General features: G+C 61.8%; 17 protein-coding genes and 1 tRNA gene. 9 read left to right on the plus strand and 9 right to left on the minus strand.

Annotated features, from left to right (window positions below; translation table 11 throughout):
- Positions 1 to 98: 98 nt before the first annotated feature.
- Positions 99 to 1,106, minus strand: a complete 1,008-nt coding sequence (dctP, locus tag KY465_RS03105) for a TRAP transporter substrate-binding protein DctP (RefSeq protein WP_219158322.1) — start codon at positions 1,104 to 1,106, stop codon at positions 99 to 101.
- A gap of 353 nt (positions 1,107 to 1,459) precedes the next feature.
- Here dctP and KY465_RS03110 point away from each other — a divergent pair, with 353 nt between their 5' ends.
- Positions 1,460 to 2,818 carry an MmgE/PrpD family protein gene (locus KY465_RS03110; protein ID WP_219158324.1) on the plus strand — a complete coding sequence of 453 codons (1,359 nt, stop codon included), beginning with the start codon at positions 1,460 to 1,462 and terminating at the stop codon, positions 2,816 to 2,818.
- Positions 2,819 to 2,839: 21 nt separating this feature from the next.
- Positions 2,840 to 3,661: an IclR family transcriptional regulator gene (locus KY465_RS03115; RefSeq protein ID WP_219158326.1), complete on the plus strand. Its 822-nt coding sequence runs from the start codon at positions 2,840 to 2,842 to the stop codon at positions 3,659 to 3,661.
- A gap of 82 nt (positions 3,662 to 3,743) precedes the next feature.
- On the opposite strand, the gene KY465_RS03120 is transcribed toward KY465_RS03115, so the two are convergent.
- Positions 3,744 to 4,340, minus strand: coding sequence for an ABC transporter permease (locus KY465_RS03120; RefSeq protein ID WP_219158328.1), 597 nt, complete (start codon positions 4,338 to 4,340; stop codon positions 3,744 to 3,746).
- Positions 4,341 to 4,607: 267 nt separating this feature from the next.
- Positions 4,608 to 4,684, minus strand: a tRNA-Met gene (locus tag KY465_RS03125).
- 321 nt (positions 4,685 to 5,005) lie between these two features.
- Between KY465_RS03125 and KY465_RS03130 the strand changes: the two genes are divergently transcribed.
- Complete coding sequence (locus KY465_RS03130) at positions 5,006 to 5,956, plus strand: Gfo/Idh/MocA family protein (protein ID WP_219200751.1); 951 nt, start codon at positions 5,006 to 5,008, stop codon at positions 5,954 to 5,956.
- Between the two features lie 60 nt (positions 5,957 to 6,016).
- Here the strand turns inward: KY465_RS03130 and rpoH are convergent, their stop codons facing one another.
- Positions 6,017 to 6,943, minus strand: a complete 927-nt coding sequence (gene rpoH, locus KY465_RS03135) for an RNA polymerase sigma factor RpoH (RefSeq protein WP_219158330.1) — start codon at positions 6,941 to 6,943, stop codon at positions 6,017 to 6,019.
- Positions 6,944 to 7,140: 197 nt separating this feature from the next.
- Positions 7,141 to 8,181, minus strand: coding sequence for an RluA family pseudouridine synthase (locus KY465_RS03140; protein ID WP_219158332.1), 1,041 nt, complete (start codon positions 8,179 to 8,181; stop codon positions 7,141 to 7,143).
- A gap of 26 nt (positions 8,182 to 8,207) precedes the next feature.
- Here KY465_RS03140 and KY465_RS03145 point away from each other — a divergent pair, with 26 nt between their 5' ends.
- Together KY465_RS03145 and KY465_RS03150 are read left to right on the plus strand one after the other, a co-directional pair.
- Positions 8,208 to 8,597 carry a DUF6476 family protein gene (locus KY465_RS03145; protein WP_219158334.1) on the plus strand — a complete coding sequence of 130 codons (390 nt, stop codon included), beginning with the start codon at positions 8,208 to 8,210 and terminating at the stop codon, positions 8,595 to 8,597.
- A 47-nt stretch (positions 8,598 to 8,644) separates the two neighbouring features.
- On the plus strand, positions 8,645 to 9,478 hold the full coding sequence (locus tag KY465_RS03150; protein WP_219158336.1) for a TrmH family RNA methyltransferase: 834 nt from the start codon (positions 8,645 to 8,647) through the stop codon (positions 9,476 to 9,478).
- 52 nt (positions 9,479 to 9,530) lie between these two features.
- Here KY465_RS03150 and KY465_RS03155 read toward each other — a convergent pair whose 3' ends face one another.
- Together KY465_RS03155 and KY465_RS03160 are read right to left on the minus strand one after the other, a co-directional pair.
- Positions 9,531 to 11,204 (minus strand): coiled-coil domain-containing protein, encoded by a 1,674-nt coding sequence (locus tag KY465_RS03155; protein ID WP_219158338.1) that lies wholly within the window; start codon positions 11,202 to 11,204, stop codon positions 9,531 to 9,533.
- A 154-nt stretch (positions 11,205 to 11,358) separates the two neighbouring features.
- Positions 11,359 to 11,946, minus strand: a complete 588-nt coding sequence (locus KY465_RS03160; RefSeq protein ID WP_219158340.1) for a DUF1134 domain-containing protein — start codon at positions 11,944 to 11,946, stop codon at positions 11,359 to 11,361.
- 237 nt (positions 11,947 to 12,183) lie between these two features.
- On the opposite strand from KY465_RS03160, the gene chpT reads away from it, so the two are divergent.
- Both chpT and KY465_RS03170 read left to right on the plus strand, forming a co-directional pair.
- On the plus strand, positions 12,184 to 12,825 hold the full coding sequence (gene chpT / locus KY465_RS03165; protein WP_219158342.1) for a histidine phosphotransferase ChpT: 642 nt from the start codon (positions 12,184 to 12,186) through the stop codon (positions 12,823 to 12,825).
- Positions 12,826 to 13,084: 259 nt separating this feature from the next.
- On the plus strand, positions 13,085 to 13,447 hold the full coding sequence (locus KY465_RS03170; RefSeq protein WP_219158345.1) for a response regulator: 363 nt from the start codon (positions 13,085 to 13,087) through the stop codon (positions 13,445 to 13,447).
- A gap of 139 nt (positions 13,448 to 13,586) precedes the next feature.
- Here the strand turns inward: KY465_RS03170 and ctrA are convergent, their stop codons facing one another.
- Positions 13,587 to 14,288 carry a response regulator transcription factor CtrA gene (gene ctrA / locus KY465_RS03175; protein ID WP_219158354.1) on the minus strand — a complete coding sequence of 234 codons (702 nt, stop codon included), beginning with the start codon at positions 14,286 to 14,288 and terminating at the stop codon, positions 13,587 to 13,589.
- Between the two features lie 445 nt (positions 14,289 to 14,733).
- Here ctrA and KY465_RS03180 point away from each other — a divergent pair, with 445 nt between their 5' ends.
- Both KY465_RS03180 and KY465_RS03185 read left to right on the plus strand, forming a co-directional pair.
- On the plus strand, positions 14,734 to 15,084 hold the full coding sequence (locus KY465_RS03180; protein ID WP_219158356.1) for a flagellar export protein FliJ: 351 nt from the start codon (positions 14,734 to 14,736) through the stop codon (positions 15,082 to 15,084).
- A gap of 245 nt (positions 15,085 to 15,329) precedes the next feature.
- Positions 15,330 to 15,830 carry a paraquat-inducible protein A gene (locus KY465_RS03185; protein WP_219158358.1) on the plus strand — a complete coding sequence of 167 codons (501 nt, stop codon included), beginning with the start codon at positions 15,330 to 15,332 and terminating at the stop codon, positions 15,828 to 15,830.
- Positions 15,831 to 15,870: 40 nt separating this feature from the next.
- Here KY465_RS03185 and sciP read toward each other — a convergent pair whose 3' ends face one another.
- Positions 15,871 to 16,146 carry a CtrA inhibitor SciP gene (gene sciP, locus KY465_RS03190; protein WP_219158360.1) on the minus strand — a complete coding sequence of 92 codons (276 nt, stop codon included), beginning with the start codon at positions 16,144 to 16,146 and terminating at the stop codon, positions 15,871 to 15,873.
- Positions 16,147 to 16,411 lie beyond the last annotated feature (265 nt).

Here is a 16,411-nt window from a genome sequence, read left to right on the forward strand (position 1 = left end):
CGACTGCTTTTTGGATGCGTGCAGGTCATCCTTGGAAACCTTACACTGCGCATTGCAGTGGCACGGAACCAGCGTCACCAGCTCCGTGCCGCATCAGTTTACATTCCAAGCTCTGCTTTCAGGCGGGCGTAAAGCTCTTCGCCGATCTCGTCCTTGATCTTCGGCCAGACATCCTGACGCGCAGCGGACGCAAAGGCCTGCATCGTGTCCTCGTCGAACGTCACCACTTTGACACCGGCATCGCGAAGCTGCTGCATATATGCCTCGTCCGACGCCTCGGCGACAGGGAACCGCTCATTCATGACCTCGACAGCGGCCTCCTGAACCGCGCTCTTATCCTCCTCGGACAAGCCATCGAACAGTTCCTTATTGATCATGATGTAGTGGTTTTCGAAGTGGTCATTGTACTGGACATACATCTTGGTGATGTCCATGAAATGCGTGACAGTCAGTTCCGGATTGCCACCGATCACGCCATCGGCCACGCCCGTCTGAAGGGCCGTGTAAACTTCGTCCCACGGAATCATTGTCACGGTGAACCCGAAATCCTCCATCAGGGCGCGGTGGGTTACGCCGCCCGGCCAGACGCGGACCTTGAGTCCCTGTTGCGCATCGGGGTTGGTCGGCTCTGGCAGTTCCTTGGTAAAGGCACCGCCGCCCATGCCCAAGGCCCATGTGCTGAGCACCTGCACACCCTGATCGGCAACGATGGATGAGACAATGTCGTACATGTATCCGCCTGGCGCATAGGCCTTGGCCGCCTCTTCGTAGTCCGCCACCGCGTAAGGGAAGGAATCAATTGCCAGCCGTGCGTCGAAAGTGGATGGCACAGCACCCATCGTCATCTGCACGGCCCCGCTGGTCACCTGTTCGTAGACCTCGGTCCAGTCGCCGAGCTGATTGGCCGGAAAGACCTGAATTTCAATCCGCCCATCCGACTTCTCCTTCACGAGTTCCGCGAAACGCAATGATCCCTCATGCGCTTCGGAGTCGGATTGATAAGACGTGGACAGACGCCATTCCGCGGCGTGGGCGCTTGTCGCCGCGATCGTCACAAGGGAGACGATGCTTGCCGCTGTCAGCATGGATTTCAATGTGATTGTCATTTTGTTCCTCCTCGATGGTTCAGTTTTTATGCCGCGCCGGTACCGCGGCAAAAATTCGGCCCCTAGCCGGTGAACCTGGACGTCTCCCAGGGGCACACAATGAAAGAAGTTGCAGGCCCACACCCGGCGCACTGGCAACCATAGTTCGCGACCAACCGTGCACGCGCCGATCGTCGCCGCGTATCGAGTGTGAAAAGGTGCCGGACTTGCGCTGGTGGGTGGGCATTGATGATCGCTCCGGAGCCGCCTCTCATGGTCGCGAACAAATCGTAATTCCATATTCTGAAATTTTCAAGATGATTTTTTTACAATATGGATATAAGCTCTAGAGCAGTTTTTGACAGGAGCGACAAATGACCGTTGTGGAAGAGCTGTCTCGATCCCTGGTTCAGGTGAAGACGATACCGGCCGAAGTGTCGACAAAGGCCATCGAGGCCATCGAGGATCTTGCTGTTGCGGCTATTGCTGGCATTGAAACCCCGGCAAGTGAGGCGGCTGCCAGCGCCGCCAAGAAAATATGGGGGACCGGCCCTGCCGTGTGTTGGTTCGACGGCACACACCTGACGGCTCCGGGGGCGGCCTATGTGAATTCGACACTCGCTGCAGTGATGGATCTCGACGATGGACATCGCGCGGCAGTGGGCCACCCCGGCGCCGGCGTCATTCCGGCCGTTATGGCTATCGGCGACACGCGCCCCGTTTCCAACGATAGAATGATCAGGGCGATCGTCATCGGCTATGAGGTGGCTATACGCGTGGCCGCCTCACGACATTTGTCGCAACTGACCACCATGGTCTCCGGTCCTTGGATCGGGCAAGGCGTGGCGGCCGCGGCAGCTTATCTGCGAGGACTGCCGGCAGACCGCATGGCCCAGGCGATCGCCATTGCCGGCTCGACCGCTCCCAACCTGCTTGCTGTCGGTTATTCGAAAGTCATGGGCAACCATCTTAAGGAAGGAATACCCTGGGCTACCGCCACCGGACTGAGTGCCGTCGAACTTGCGGCGTCCGGATTTACCGGGCCCATCGATATTTTCGACAATCCCGAGCTTTTTCGGCAGGATGCACTGCTCAACGGCCTTGGTGAAAATTGGACCATGCGCGAGATCTATTTCAAGCCGTACAGCTGCTGCCGATGGGGTCATGCGGCGATTGATGCGGCTCTGCAGCTACAAGCAGAGCACAGCCTCACGCCGTCCGACATAAAGCACATCACCGTCGACACATTTGGCTGGGCGCTGCGTCTGAACAACGAAAAGCATCCGCGCACGTTGGAATCGGCGCAATACAGCGTTCCGTTCTGCGTAGCGCTGGCGCTGACAGCTGGCGCCGATGCCTTCCTGCCGATGAGCGAGAAAGCTCTGTCCGATGCTGCCGCAACAGAGCTTTCGGAAAAGGTCAACCTTGTCAAAGACGAACGCTTCGATGCAATGTTCCCTCAATCGGTTCCGGCCCGGGTGTCCATAGAGACTGCCACTCGCAAATTGAGCCGCGAGGTTTTAGCGCCCCTGGGGGAGCCGACCAATCCGATGACCTCGCAGCAAATGCGCAGCAAGTTCCGGACGGTGGCGCAGAAGAAACTTATGGAAAAAGACGTTGCCCGGATGGAAGATGCGCTCGATGCCTTGCGCAGCAGACGTCTCTCTACATTCAGGGATCAACTTAACAGTCCGATATCGGTATATAGAGCTGGGAAACGTGCGGCTGGATGAGCGGGAGGCTCAAATCTGAATATGCCAAAGGCCAAAACCGACAAGACAACCGGCACCCAATTGCTGGACCGGGCGATCTCCATCCTCAATCATCTCGGAGATGCGGGGGCAGATGGAGCACGCATGTCCGAGCTTGCCGACGCGTGCAGCCTGAACGCATCGACCGCGCATCGGATCATCTCCAGCCTTGAGAACCATGGCCTGATCGAACGCATCGCCGGTACCCGCCGCGTCCGTTTGGGACTTGCGCTTTTTGCGCTGGGCGCAAAGGCCGCCGATGGCACGGGATTTCGGCGCGCCTGTCATCCGTCCTTGCTGCGTATCGCCGCTGAAACCGGAGACATGGTGTTCCTGATGGCCCGTTCTGGGTTCAATACAGTTTGTGTAGACCGTCAGGAAGGCGCCTATGTCATCGAGACACTGACTGGCCAGGTCGGCGGGCAGATCCCCCTCGGAGTCGGCTCGGCTGGCCAGGCAATTCTCGCATTTCTGCCCGAGGCAGAGGCCGAAGCGATAATTGCCGCCAACGCGACAGCATATAAGGCGTTCAATCAGCTGAGCGCCGACGATGTTCTGGCTCGTATCAAGGAGATCCGCGAACTGGGCTACGCACTCGATCACGGACAGCTCATTGAGGGAATTTCCGCCTTGGCAATGCCCATTCGCCTGAATGACGCAAGCATCGCGGGCGCGCTAACCATCAATATGACCAGCGCCCGATTAAAGCCCAAACGACTCGAAGGCTTGCTTGAATTGCTGCAACGGGAGATCGCGGTTATTCGCGGCCTGATCAACCCCTATGAAGTGCGTGCTGCAAAGCCACAAGCGCGTCCAGCTGGCTAAATCGCGCCAAACTCTCAAATGTCGATGTGGCACGACCAAGGGCAGCCTGAGCTGCGCTGCGTCGGTACCGCCTGCGCGTCCTTCAATTCTGCTCACCCCGCGTCATACCCCGTCGCGACGTCTGTGTCTTGACCAGTTGTCCGATGCCCATGAGCCCGACGGTCAGGGCAATGAATATTACCGAGACCGCGGCGATCACCGGCGACAGGCTGAAATCGATGTCCTCGAACAGCTTGCGCGTCACCGTCTTGTTCTCCACGCCCGAGATGAAAAAGGCGACAATGGTTTCATCAAAGGAAGCGAGGAAGGAGAATACGCCGGCCCCGATCATCGCCGGAGAGATGAGTGGCATGGTGACCTCGACGAAGCTGCGCAGCCGCGATGCCCCGAGGTTAAGTGCGGCCATCTCGAGCGAGAAATCGAGACGCGACAAAGCTGCTGAGACGATCACCACCGTATAAGGCACTGCCAGCGCCGTTTGGATCAGCACAAAGCCGAAGGTCGTACCGGTCAGCCTCAGTGGAGCGAACTGCAGATAGACCGCGATCGCGACGATGATGTGCGGCACGATCAATGGCGCCAGAAGCAGGACATTGATCAGTTCCTTGCCCGGCACGTTGCCGCGAACGAGAGCGATGGCCGCCATGGTTCCGATGATCACCGATGATATCGTGGACACCCAAATGGCACCCAGCGCGATTCTTCTCGCATGAGCGTAACGGCGCTCGATCTATAACTTGCTGATTTACTTAAGGAAAAATGGTGCCCAGACGCGAATTCGAACTACGGACACGCGGATTTTCAATCCTCAAAATATCGCAACTCACCCCACCCCATCGCATTCAAGCCCACGCCCATTGCAACCCAGAATGCAACCCCGGGCACTCCATGCGCAACTACGCCCGGCGAGCACCAGACATAACCACCTGAAATACAAGAAAAAATTTGGTAGCGGAGGAGGGACTTGAACCCCCGACACGCGGATTATGATTCCGCTGCTCTAACCGACTGAGCTACTCCGCCAGAAGCGGACCGGGGCGCTTTGCCGCCGGTCAGGTCGGCGCGATATAAGGGGCCGGGCCGGCGGGTGTCAAGCGGTTCCGCGCGCAAAAGCCGCCCTTTGCAGAGGGCCGCACAGAGGGCCGCGCGCGCCCGGCCTTTACCTTGTTGGCGTTCCGCCCTTGTCTTGCCCGGGCATCGGCAGTACCACGCGCACCAGCACCCTGCCCGTCATGAGGTTTTTCGATGAGCAATCCCGCCCGCAGCAGCGCCAGCGCCACAGGAGAAGGCCGCGGCGAACTCGGCCCGCATCGCGAGGATCCGGCGCCGCGCGCGGTGCCCGGCATGCCGCGCATCGGCGTCGTTGGCTGCGGCTACTGGGGCACCAATCACATCCGCACCCTGTCCGGCCTGGGCGCCCTCGCCGCTGTCAGCGATCATCATCCCGGTCGCGCCGACGCGAAGGGGCGCGAATTCGACGTCGCCGCGCCCTCCTTCTCCGCCCTGCTCGCCGACCCGGACATCGATGCCGTCGTCCTCGCCTTGCCACCGCATGAGCACGCCGCCGCGGCGCTCGAGGTGATCGCCGCCGGCAAGCATCTTTTGATCGAAAAGCCGATCGCCCTGACCGTGCCCGAGGCGCGCCAGGTCGTCACACGCGCCGAGGCCGCCGGCATCATCGCCATGACGGGGCATGTGCTGCGCTTCCACCCGGCCTTTGAAAAACTGCTCGAGATCGTCGCTGACGGCACGCTCGGGCCACTGCGCTATATCCATTCGCACCGCGTCGGGCTCGGCAAGTTTCACGCCGAAAACGATGCCCTGTGGGACATCGCGCCGCACGATCTGTCGCTGATCCTGGCGCTGACAGGCGAAAATCCCGTCAGCGTGCGCGGTGAAGGCGCCGCCATCCTCGAACCGCTCAGCGATTTCGCGCATCTGCATCTTGAGTTTCCCGGCGGCATCAAGAGCCACGTCTTCACATCGCGGCTCAATCCCTACCGCGAACGCCGCCTGACCGTGATCGGCGAAAAGGCGATGGCCACCTTCGATGACATGGCGCCGGCCGAGGAGAAACTGGCGCTCTACCGCCATCGCCTGTGGCAGGAGGACGGCGGCTGGCAGTCGCAGATGGTCGATCCGGAATTTCTGCCGCTTGCAGATGGCATGCCGCTAACGCGCGAACTCGAGCACTTCATCGACTGCATCCGCACCGGCACACCGCCACGCACGCCGGTCAGCGAGGGCCTGGCGGTCATCGAGATCCTAGCAAAGGGCACCGTCCGCCACGCTTGAGCGGCGATGGCGTCAGAGTCGGCTTCAACTGACCGCCCATGGCAGCCGGTTCGTGCCGTTTCAGTCGGCCGAAAGAAGGCCCGCCGCATCGCGCTGCGCCCCGGTCTGCTGGCGTTGTTCGAGCGCCGCCTTCTGTACGGCATCCTGCACCTTTTCGAAGGCCCGCACCTCGATCTGGCGCACCCGCTCGCGGCTGATGTCGAACTCACCTGACAATTCCTCGAGCGTGATCGGATCATCCCGCAGCCGGCGCGCCTGGAAGATGCGCTTTTCGCGCTCATTGAGCACATCGATGGCATCGCTCAGCATCGAACGGCGGTTCTGCAGCTCATCCTGCTCGACCAGCATGTCTTCCTGGGTCTCGGCCTCATCGACCAGCCAGTCCTGCCATTGCCCGCCCTCGCCTTCACTGGCCTTGATCGGCGCGTTCAGCGAGGCATCGCCGGACAGCCGGCGGTTCATCGACACCACTTCATCTTCCGAAACATTCAGCGTCTGGGCGATTTCCGCCACCTGATCGGGCCGCAAATCACCGTCATCGAGCGCCTGGATCTTGCTCTTGACCTTGCGCAGGTTGAAAAACAGCCGCTTCTGATTGGCTGTGGTCCCCATCTTGACCAGCGACCACGACCGCAAAATGTACTCCTGGATCGATGCCTTGATCCACCACATCGCATAGGTGGCCAGGCGGAAGCCGCGCTCGGGATCGAATTTCTTGACCGCCTGCATCAGCCCGACATTGCCCTCGGAGACCACCTCTCCGATCGGCAGGCCGTAGCCGCGATAGCCCATGGCGATCTTCGCCACCAGGCGCAAATGGCTGGTCACCAGCTTGTGCGCTGCATTGGTGTCTTCATGCTCGAGATACCGCTTGGCGAGCATGTATTCTTCCTGCGGCTCCAGCATGGGAAACCGCCGGATTTCAGCGAGATATCGGTTCAGACCGTTCTCGCCGCTGCTTACAGTCGGCAATGTCGCACGGGCCATTAGCACCCTCCTTCTTCGGCTCCCTGCCAGGCGAGCCCTTGTGATCCGGCCCGGGACGGCACCGGAATGTCTCCATATGTCAGATAATCATGGCGCTTTTTCGATACAAGGCGCAAAACGCCGCATCGGTTGCCGCCGATCCCGCAGAACTCGGAAGACGCCGACTGGTTCCGCGCAGCGCCCCGAAAAGCGCGTCGCTAGCGGCGATGTGAGGCCATGCCTTCCAGCGCCATCTGCAGCGCCGCCATATCCTTGGGCGGCGGCGCCTCGAGCCGCAAGAGTTCTTCCGAGCGCGGGTGGATGAAGGCCAGCAGATGCGCATGCAGGGCCTGCCGGCCGAAGCGCTCCACCGCCTGCCGTGCCGCATCGGGAAGCGTGTGCGCCTTGGTGCGGAACGCCGCGCCATAGTCCCGGTCGCCGATCAGCGGATGCCCGATATGCGCCATATGCACCCGGATCTGGTGCGTCCGGCCGGTCTCCAGCCGGCATTCGATCCGGCTCGCCAGGGCGCCTTCAGGTGTCTCGCCGTAACGGGCGCGCACCTGGTAGTGCGTCACCGCATGGCGCACATCGCTGCCCTGGTCGCTGCGCACGGCCCGGCGCAGCCGGTCGCGCGCCCGCCCAAGCGGCGCGTCGATGGTGCCCGCCAGCGTCTTCGGGCGCCCCCAGACCAGCGCCGTATAGGCGCGTTCCAGCGCACCGGTGCGGCCGTGATCGGCAAACTGTGCCGCCAGGTGCCGGTGCGCCACGTCGGTCTTGGCGACCACCATCACCCCCGATGTGTCCTTGTCGAGGCGATGCACGATGCCGGGTCGCCGGACCCCGCCAATGCCGGAAAGACTGTCGCCGCAATGGGCAATAAGCGCGTTGACCAGCGTTCCGGTCCAGTTGCCGGCCGCCGGGTGAACCACCATTCCCGGCGGCTTGTTGAGGACGATCAGATCGCTGTCCTCGAACAGGACGTCGAGGGCGATCGCCTCCCCCTTCGGCTGCGGGTCGACGGCCTCCGGCAGGGCGATCTCGATCAGGTCGCCAGCCGTCACCTGACGGTTCGGCTCGGCGCTGACCTCGGCGTTCAGCCGCACATGGCCCTCCTTGATCAGGACCTTGATGCGACTGCGCGAATAGTCCGGTGCCAGTTGCGCGGCGATCCAGGCATCGAGCCGGCCGCCATCATCGTCGACGCGAAAAGCTTTCCTGTCGCTCGTGCTTTCGCTAAAGGGAGAGCCACTGTTCAATGATCGACCCGTTTCAGGAAACCAAGATGACACAACCACTGCCGGATGACATCGACGAAAAGCCGCTGGATCCGCAAATGGAGAAAGTGCGGCGCAAGATGGTGCGGCTGCTCGCCGTGTCGATCGGCATCATGTTCGTCGGTGTTATGGCGGTGCTAGCGGCGATTGTCTACAAATTCACGCGCGGCAGCGATGAAGCGCCGGCTGCCGCCAGCGTTTCCGCCCCGGTACCGATGGATGCGCCCATTGCCGCACGTATCGAACTGCCGACCGGCTTCTCGGCCCGCTCGGCATCGCTTGCCGGCGATCGTTTGGTGATCTTTGGCGCCGGCAGCGATGGGGTCAGCCGCATTCTCGTTTTCAATGCCAGCACCGGCACGCGGCTGGCCACCATCGAAGTGGGCCAAACGCCATGAGGCGGAAACCCTGACGCCGGCGACCGCATCTTGCCGGAGGCTTCGCAATGACAGATTCAGCGCCGCTCATCCGCATCACCGACCCGGCCGATGCGCGCATCGCCGAATTCACAGCCATACGTGAACGCGACCTCGCCGGGCGCGGTGATCGCTTCATCGCCGAAGGCCGGGTCGTTCTCAATGCCTTGCTCGACACGCCGGCACACGACCGCTTCATCCTGGAAAAACTGTTTGTGCTGGAAAACCGCCTCGAGGGGTTGCAGCCGGTGCTTGCCCGGTTGCCCGCCGATGTGCCGGTCTACACCGCCGAACGCAGCGTCATGGATGCCGCCGCCGGATTTGCCATGCACCGCGGCATTCTCGCTCTCGGGCGGCATCGGCCCGCAGCCAGCCTCGGGAGCTTTCTCGGCAACATGCCGGCTCAGGCGCTTCTCGTGGTTGGCATCGGTCTGTCCAATCACGACAATATGGGCGCCATCTTCCGCAATGCCGGCGTGTTCGGCGCCGACGGCCTGCTGATCGATTCCACCAGTTGCGCCCCGCTCTACCGCAAGGCGATTCGCGTCTCCGTCGGCGCTGCCCTGCGCGTTCCCTTCTGGCGCGGCGGCGATGCGTCCCTGCTCATGCGCGCGCTTGTCGAACACAACTTCGTGCCGGTCGGCCTGTCACCGCACGCCGGCCAGGACATCTCCCGGCTGCGTCCGGCTGCCCGCACGGCGCTGGTCCTCGGCAGCGAAGGCGCCGGCCTGCCGGGCGATCTTCTCGCCGGTGTGTTGAATGTGCGTATCGCCCAGGCGCCCGGCATGGACAGCCTCAACGTCGCAACAGCGAGCGGCATCGCGCTGTGGCAGGTGGCGCAGGCGATGAACCGGCTGAGCTGAATACACATCGGCTGATGCGTCGATCTGGAAAGCGGCCGCGGCGCGGCCGGAGTCAGTCTCCGCCGGTGCCGATCTGCATATGCCGCCGGGCGCGCTGCGCCAGGCTCGGCTCGTCCTCGCCGTGATGGTCCTCGTGCGCACCGCCGAGAATGTGATTGATGCGCGAGCCGGCGCCCTCGCGCCGGGCCGTCAGTTGCACCATCAACGCCGCTACATCCTTCATTTCGCGCCGCAGAGCCACATCGGAGTGCTGGGTGTCGGCGCTGCGTAACGCCTTTGTCAGCGCCGTCTGCCGCAAGCGCAAATGCGCCACGAGGGATTCGATCGACTGCTCGGCGCCGTTGGTCGGCGGCGCCGGTTGCTTGCGCTGGCCGCGCCGTTGGGTGGTCGCAGCCAGCAACCGCCGTGAGACGCTGGGCTTGACCGCTGGTGCTTCGGCCTGCTGCTTGCTCGCCGCTTGTGAAGGTTTCGCGCGCGGCATTTGCCCCGTGGCGGCGGGCTCTTCCGGAAGCGGCGCTTTCGCCGCGCCGGGTTCATGGGCTGCCTCCAGCGCAGCTTCGGCGGCGCGCAGACGGCGTATCACCTCGTCAGCCTGTTTTTCGCTTTCCGCCTGCGCCGTCTCGGCGCTGTGCCGCGCCGCCTCGGCGCGCTGCAATGCCTCGCGGCTGTCGGCCGCTTCCGCCTGTGCCGCATGCAACCGGGCTTCCTTGATCGCCAGCGCCTTCTCGCCGTCGGCCAGTGCATTTTCCAGTTCGGCCAGTTCCTGGTCGCGCGCCTTTAGTTTGGCGCGCGTTGCCGCAAGCGCCGCATCCGCATCCGCCAACCGCGTCTCCGTATCCGCCAGCCCGTCGCGCAGGCGGGCAAGATTGGCGTCACTTGCCGCCAGCTTGCGCCGCAGCGTGGCGTGCTCTTCCTCGGCATCGCGCACTTCGCTCGTCTTTTCCTGCGCCTTGTCGGCCAGATCCTTTTCGTTCTGTTTCAGCTTTTCGATCAGCGCCACCTGCTGACTGATCGTTTCCTCACGGTCCGACAGGGCGGTATGCGCCCGGGCCAGACGCTCGTCGAGATCCTCCGACCGGCTGGTCTCGCGCTGCAGCCGGATCTCCGCCTCGCGCGTTGCCACTGTTCCCTTGCGCACCTCTTCACGCAGGGCGACCCGCTCGTCGCGCAAGGTCTGGATCTGCTGCTTGAAATTTTCGATCGTCGTGGCGCGGGTGGCCAGATCAAGCTTCAATTCGCCGATCTCGTTGTTGCGCCGTTCGAGTTGTCCTTCGAGGCGCGCAATGGTGGTCGACAGTTCGGAGATCTCGCGCCTGGCCACGCCGAGTTCGGCCTGGATGGTATCGTTGCGCGTCTCGAGATCGCGAATCTTCGACTGCATTTCCCGAGCCGACGCCTGGTTTTCGCTCACCGTCTGCTGCAGTGACAGCACTTCGCTGCGCGCGTCGACCAATTGTTCCTCAAGTTTCACGCCGTGCCGCGCCTGCTCGGCCGTCTCGGCGCGGGCCGAGCGCAGATCCACCTGCAAGCGTGCCGTCTGCGCTGCGTAACTGGCCCGCTCGAAATCCTTTTCCGCCCGCATTTCCGCCGCCGAAAGCGGCACACTGGCGCGCATCCGGCGTTCCGTCAGAATGACGATCCGCCGATGGATGACCGGGGCGGCCAGCAGCGCCAGAAGCGCGGCAGCAAGGAACCCCAGAGCGAAGAGCAGCAGAAATTGAATCACAGACGTGCCAAGTCCCTGGACTGAGTGGCAGAACGTCGTCGCTTAAAGCATGCGGGCTGCCCCCGGAGCAAGCGGCAAGCCTCTCGTCATCTCTTCGAACACGAAAAAGCGGCCCGGAGGCCGCTTGCACTTCGCTCGCGTTGTCGCGACAGGCTCAGAAGGGGTTCCAGGTCGGCTGAGAAGTGACCTTCAGGTAGCCGACATTCACCCCGAGTCGGGCGCCGACTCCGGTGCGGATAGGCACAACGAGGGTGCCGTTGCGCTGCAGCACGGTCATGCCCAGGCCCGCCACGAGATAGGCCGAGCCGCCGACACCGCCAAATCGACCGTAAACGCCTTCAACGCTCGGCAGGTTGTAGACAAGCATCATCGTCCGGTTGCCGTCGCCACCGTAATCCCAGCCGATCGATGGGCCCTGCCAGAACACCGAATGCTGGCCGGCGTTCTTGGTGAACAGGTCGCCTTCGCCATAGGTCAGGCCGCCGATCAGCGCGCCCGATGCTTCCTGTCCGAGAATGTAACCGTTCGGCAAACCGTAATCGCGGAACGCCCGCTCGACGAGCTTGGCAAGGCCGCCCGACGTGGATCCGAAGAATCCGTGCCCGGCATCAATGATTTCCTGGGTTGTGTAGTGTGTCTGGCTGGTTTCCTGAGCTGCTGCGGTGCCCGATAAACCGGCAGCGACGGCCAGCACGGCGAGCATATGCAGCAGTCCGGCAAGGCGTGCGACAATCCGTTTCATGATCGGCTCCTGGATCTGCGTTCGGGCCGTCCTGGCCCTCTTGTTCTCGTGCGCATTCTGCCGGGAGGGTGTTAATAAGCGGTTTACCTAATGTGGTGTCTTTATGGCGCCGATACGCACGAGGTGTCACATCCGCCTGGCTTGCGATTGTTTGCCCGAGCGTGCAAACGTCGCACGGATGCGCGAGTCGCCCCGCCGCTCCGCTGCGCGCCGTCAGCTCTAGAAGAGGAACGTCAAATGTCGAAAAACCCCAACCTGACGCTGTCAGGTCCGGATCTTGCCGCTCTGCTGTGCAGCCGCGTGTGCCACGACATCATCTCGCCGGTGGGCGCCATTAACAACGGCCTTGAACTGCTCGACGAAGGCGGCGCCGACGAAGACGCCATGGACCTGATTCGCTCCAGCGCGCTCAACGCCTCGGTGCGTCTGAAATTTGCCCGCCTTGCCTTTGGCGCCTCTGGCTCGATCGGCGCGTCCATCGACACCGGCGAGGCGGAAAAGGTTGTCATCGACTATGTTTCCGCCGACGCCAAGACGGAGGTCACCTGGACCGGCCCGCGCGCCATCATACCGAAGAACCAGGTCAAGCTGCTGCTCAATCTGTTCCTCGTCGCCTATGGCGCCATTCCGCGTGGCGGCACCATCGACATTGCTCTTGCCGACCTTGAAACGGCGCCACATTTCAAGCTGACCTGCCGCGGGCGCATGGTCCGCGTCCCGCCGAAATTTCTCGAGATTCATTCCGGGCAGATGGAAGAGGCTGTCGATGCGCACGCCATCCAGCCCTACTACACCGTGCTCCTTGCCGATGAAGCCAGCATGCGGATCTCCTGCTCGGCAAATACCGATGAGGTGGTGTTCACCGCCCAGCCGTCGTAGCCGGCGCGCACGTCACCTGAACCCGTGCTCAGGCCGGCGGAGATCGCCGCCGGCCACGGCGGGGCAGATCGCCCCTGCCGGCTCAGGCAGCCGGCAATCGCCCCGCAACCCTCCGTTAAGCCTGTCCATTGACCGTTTCTTACCACCTCCCTGGTAGGCTCATCGTGTTCGCAGGGCACCATGTGGCCACAGCGCGGGCAGCTCTTGCCCGCCGGTCGACCGGCACAGCCCGCGCACCGCAGGGACCAGGGAGACGACAATGCAGAGATTGATGATTGCCGACGATTCCGCCGTGATTTGCAAGGTCGCCAAGCGGATCCTGACCGGCATGAACTTCCTCGTCGTCGAGGCCTCCAATACCGGAGAGGCTCTGGAAATGTGCGAGGCACAGCTGCCGTCGGTTCTCGTTGTCGACGCCGGCATGCCGGACGCCTTGAAGCTGATCACGACGGTCCGCCAGATGCAGGGCGGCGACAAGGTCAAGATCTTCTATTCAACCATCGAGAACGACATCAAGGTGCTGATGGTCGGCAAGCGCGCCGGCGCCGACGATTTCCTGATCAAGCCGTTCGACCGGAACATTCTCGAGACCACCTTCGGCCCGCACGCCCTCGCGGCCTGAGCGCGCGGACGCCCGTCCACGCTCTCAGCAAAAAACCCGCCGGCAAGCGGCGGGTCTGTCGAATTCTTTCGCTGAGGCAATTCACGTTAAGCCAGGCAACTGCTTACCGCCCCATTGTGGCGTCGGCGCGCCGCGCGTCTCAGGCGCTTTCGCGAATTTCGCTCTCTTCCGGCTCGCGCAGCACATAGCCGCGACCCCACACGGTCTCGATATAGTTCTTGCCGCCGGCCGCTGTCGCAAGTTTCTTGCGCAGCTTGCAGATGAAGACGTCGATGATCTTCAATTCCGGCTCGTCCATGCCCCCATACAGATGATTGAGGAACATTTCCTTGGTCAACGTCGTGCCCTTGCGCAGCGAAAGCAGCTCGAGCATCTGGTATTCCTTGCCGGTCAAATGCACGCGCTGTGCACCGACTTCGACGGTCTTGGCATCCAGGTTGACGACCAGATCGCCGGTGGTGATCACCGACTGTGCATGGCCCTTCGACCGCCGCACGATGGCGTGAATGCGCGCCACCAGCTCATCCTTGTGAAAAGGCTTGGTCATGTAGTCATCGGCGCCGAAACCAAGGCCGCGCACCTTGTCTTCAATACCGGCCATGCCCGACAGGATCAGGATCGGCGTCTTGACCTTTGACAGCCGCAAGGTGCGCAACACCTCGTACCCGGACATATCGGGCAGGTTGAGGTCGAGCAGAATGATGTCGTAGTCGTAGAGTTTGCCGAGATCCACACCCTCCTCGCCCAGGTCGGTGGTGTAGACGTTGAAACTCTCGGACTTGAGCATCAATTCGATACTCTGCGCCGTGGCGCTGTCATCCTCAATCAGTAGTACGCGCATATTCATCCCCTTATCCGCCGCCGTAGAGCCGTCATCAACGCCCACTACACGGTACGGGTCCAGTCGTTGCCTGATTTGGAGGCTGCCATGGAATGGTTAACAAATTCTGAGGAAGGTACGCAACCGTTCAGAAGGAGTTAAATCCACATGGTAGACTCCTGATTTTTCTTCAAAAAAGCCATTCATTGACTTTCGCAAACCACTTCAGGAAAAGCGGCTAAATGATTCAATCGACTCCACAAAAGCAGTCGAAAAAGCCAGTCTTCGTTTACCTCGCCTTAAACCATGACGCTTAGTATTAACGATGCCCGTAAACGAATTCTTACCAAAACCGGCGAAAAGTTAATGCCTGTTAAATGAGGTGATGATTCGCGTACGGGCAGGTCGAACCGGCCGGTTCGGCTCAGAATGAGATCCGGGGTCTCGCATCACGGGAGTATTGCGTATGAAGTCGCGTGAGAGCCACGTTCGCCTGAAACAGTTTCAGGTCAACGAAAAATCCCGCCAGTTGAGCCAGATTCAGCTCATGATGGCGGAAATGCAGAAAATGGCAGCCGAGCTGGAGTACCAGATCGTCGCCGAGGAAAAGAAGGCCGGAATTTCGGATCCGTCCCACTTTGCCTATCCGACCTTCGCCAAGGCCGCGCGCCAGCGCGCCGACAATCTTCAGAATTCGGCGCGCGATCTGCAGCTGCAGCTCGAAGCGGCGGAATTGGCACTTGAGGAAGCCGAAGCGGAATACGCCAAGGCAACCGCGCTTGAAAACCGTGATCAGAAGGCTGGCCGCGCCGTCTGACGCCGCACCCGCCTCCGCGATTTCTCGATCTGACCGGTGCTGGATCCCAGGGGTCCATCGCCGGTCAAGTCATGTTTTGAGGGCGTTTGCGCGGGGAGATACTTGTCTTGTCAGCGCAGCTGTGCAGGCTGGCAGCGTCCAATTCGCAAGGCTGGCAGAGACGAGTCCTCTGCCGCCTGCAAATTTTAACCGCACGCGACCGGCCTCGCAATCAGCTGCCGGCGCAATCACAGCCGGAAAAGCCCTTGCAGCGCATCCTGCCCGTCACGCTGGTCCTCGCGGCATTCTGCCTGGCGCTCGGCCTTGTGCTGCCGCTGATGCGTTTTGAGAAACTCTATCTGTTTGACAGCGCGCCTTCGCTGATCGGCATCATCCATAGCCTTTGGAGTGATGGCGAATGGGCCCTGTCCGCCATCATCTTCCTTGTGTCGGTGCTGTTTCCCCTGCTCAAACTGTGTGCCATTGCCGCTCAGGCGCTCGCACCATTGCAGCCTTCGGCAGCACCGCGGAAATTGTCATCCGCACGCTTTTTGCCGCATCTCAGTCGCTGGTCGCTGATGGATGTGATGATCGTCGCCATCGTCATCGTGGCCGCCAAGACCGGCGGCCTGGCGCAGGCCACCTCGCAGCCTGGCCTCTGGTTTTACGCGCTTTCGGCACTTCTCGCGGTGCTTTCCCATGCGATGGTGATCCGCATGCGCACGGCAATTGGCGCACCATTGCATCCCATCAAGGACGACGCCTGACGGCGCTGTCGCCGACAAGAGCAAAGGTCGAACGATAAGATCAGTGGCGATACTGCTGGATTCGCGTCGTGCGCAGTCCGGCCAGACCGTGATCGGTGATCGACGACTGCCAGGACAGGAACTCCTCCACCGTCAATGTGTAGCGATCGCAAGCCTCTTCGAGGCTGAGCAGGCCGCCGCGCACGGCGGCGACAACCTCGGCTTTTCGACGGATCACCCATCGCCTCGTATTGGCAGGGGGCAAATCGGCAATCGTCAACGGACTGCCATCCGGGCCGATCACATATTTGACGCGGGGTCGTACCATATCGGTCATTGGACACTCTTACAAACTCAAGACCTAGTAGAAGCAGGCTACCCACTCTGTTTTAAAATTTGCCTAAGGACGCAATAATCTTTCGGTAACGTTTCGGCACAGGTTCAGGGCATGCCATCACCCGGTGCCTACGGGGTGAACTGCGACCGGAACGGCTGACAGGCGGAATGCCGGGCGGGCTGACGGGCGGCGGGCCGAACAGAAGCGGACTTGTTGCCGCCACGTTGAAACCCTATAAGGCGCCGTGAAAACCGCTTGATCGGCG

This window comes from Neohoeflea coraliihabitans, assembly GCF_019334345.1.
Lineage (GTDB): Bacteria > Pseudomonadota > Alphaproteobacteria > Rhizobiales > Rhizobiaceae > Pseudohoeflea > Pseudohoeflea coraliihabitans.

What these genes read in the sequence shown, in the direction of transcription:
- dctP (WP_219158322.1), bottom strand. Translation starts at nt 1,106, where the DNA reads ATGACAATCACATTGAAATCCATGCTGACAGCGGCAAGCATCGTCTCC.
- KY465_RS03110 (WP_219158324.1), top strand. Translation starts at nt 1,460, where the DNA reads ATGACCGTTGTGGAAGAGCTGTCTCGATCCCTGGTTCAGGTGAAGACG.
- KY465_RS03115 (WP_219158326.1), top strand. Translation starts at nt 2,840, where the DNA reads ATGCCAAAGGCCAAAACCGACAAGACAACCGGCACCCAATTGCTGGAC.
- ctrA (WP_219158354.1), bottom strand. Translation starts at nt 14,288, where the DNA reads ATGCGCGTACTACTGATTGAGGATGACAGCGCCACGGCGCAGAGTATC.
- KY465_RS03180 (WP_219158356.1), top strand. Translation starts at nt 14,734, where the DNA reads ATGAAGTCGCGTGAGAGCCACGTTCGCCTGAAACAGTTTCAGGTCAAC.
- KY465_RS03170 (WP_219158345.1), top strand. Translation starts at nt 13,085, where the DNA reads ATGCAGAGATTGATGATTGCCGACGATTCCGCCGTGATTTGCAAGGTC.
- rpoH (WP_219158330.1), bottom strand. Translation starts at nt 6,943, where the DNA reads ATGGCCCGTGCGACATTGCCGACTGTAAGCAGCGGCGAGAACGGTCTG.
- KY465_RS03130 (WP_219200751.1), top strand. Translation starts at nt 5,006, where the DNA reads ATGCCGCGCATCGGCGTCGTTGGCTGCGGCTACTGGGGCACCAATCAC.
- KY465_RS03160 (WP_219158340.1), bottom strand. Translation starts at nt 11,946, where the DNA reads ATGAAACGGATTGTCGCACGCCTTGCCGGACTGCTGCATATGCTCGCC.
- chpT (WP_219158342.1), top strand. Translation starts at nt 12,184, where the DNA reads ATGTCGAAAAACCCCAACCTGACGCTGTCAGGTCCGGATCTTGCCGCT.
- sciP (WP_219158360.1), bottom strand. Translation starts at nt 16,146, where the DNA reads ATGACCGATATGGTACGACCCCGCGTCAAATATGTGATCGGCCCGGAT.
- KY465_RS03150 (WP_219158336.1), top strand. Translation starts at nt 8,645, where the DNA reads ATGACAGATTCAGCGCCGCTCATCCGCATCACCGACCCGGCCGATGCG.
- KY465_RS03145 (WP_219158334.1), top strand. Translation starts at nt 8,208, where the DNA reads ATGACACAACCACTGCCGGATGACATCGACGAAAAGCCGCTGGATCCG.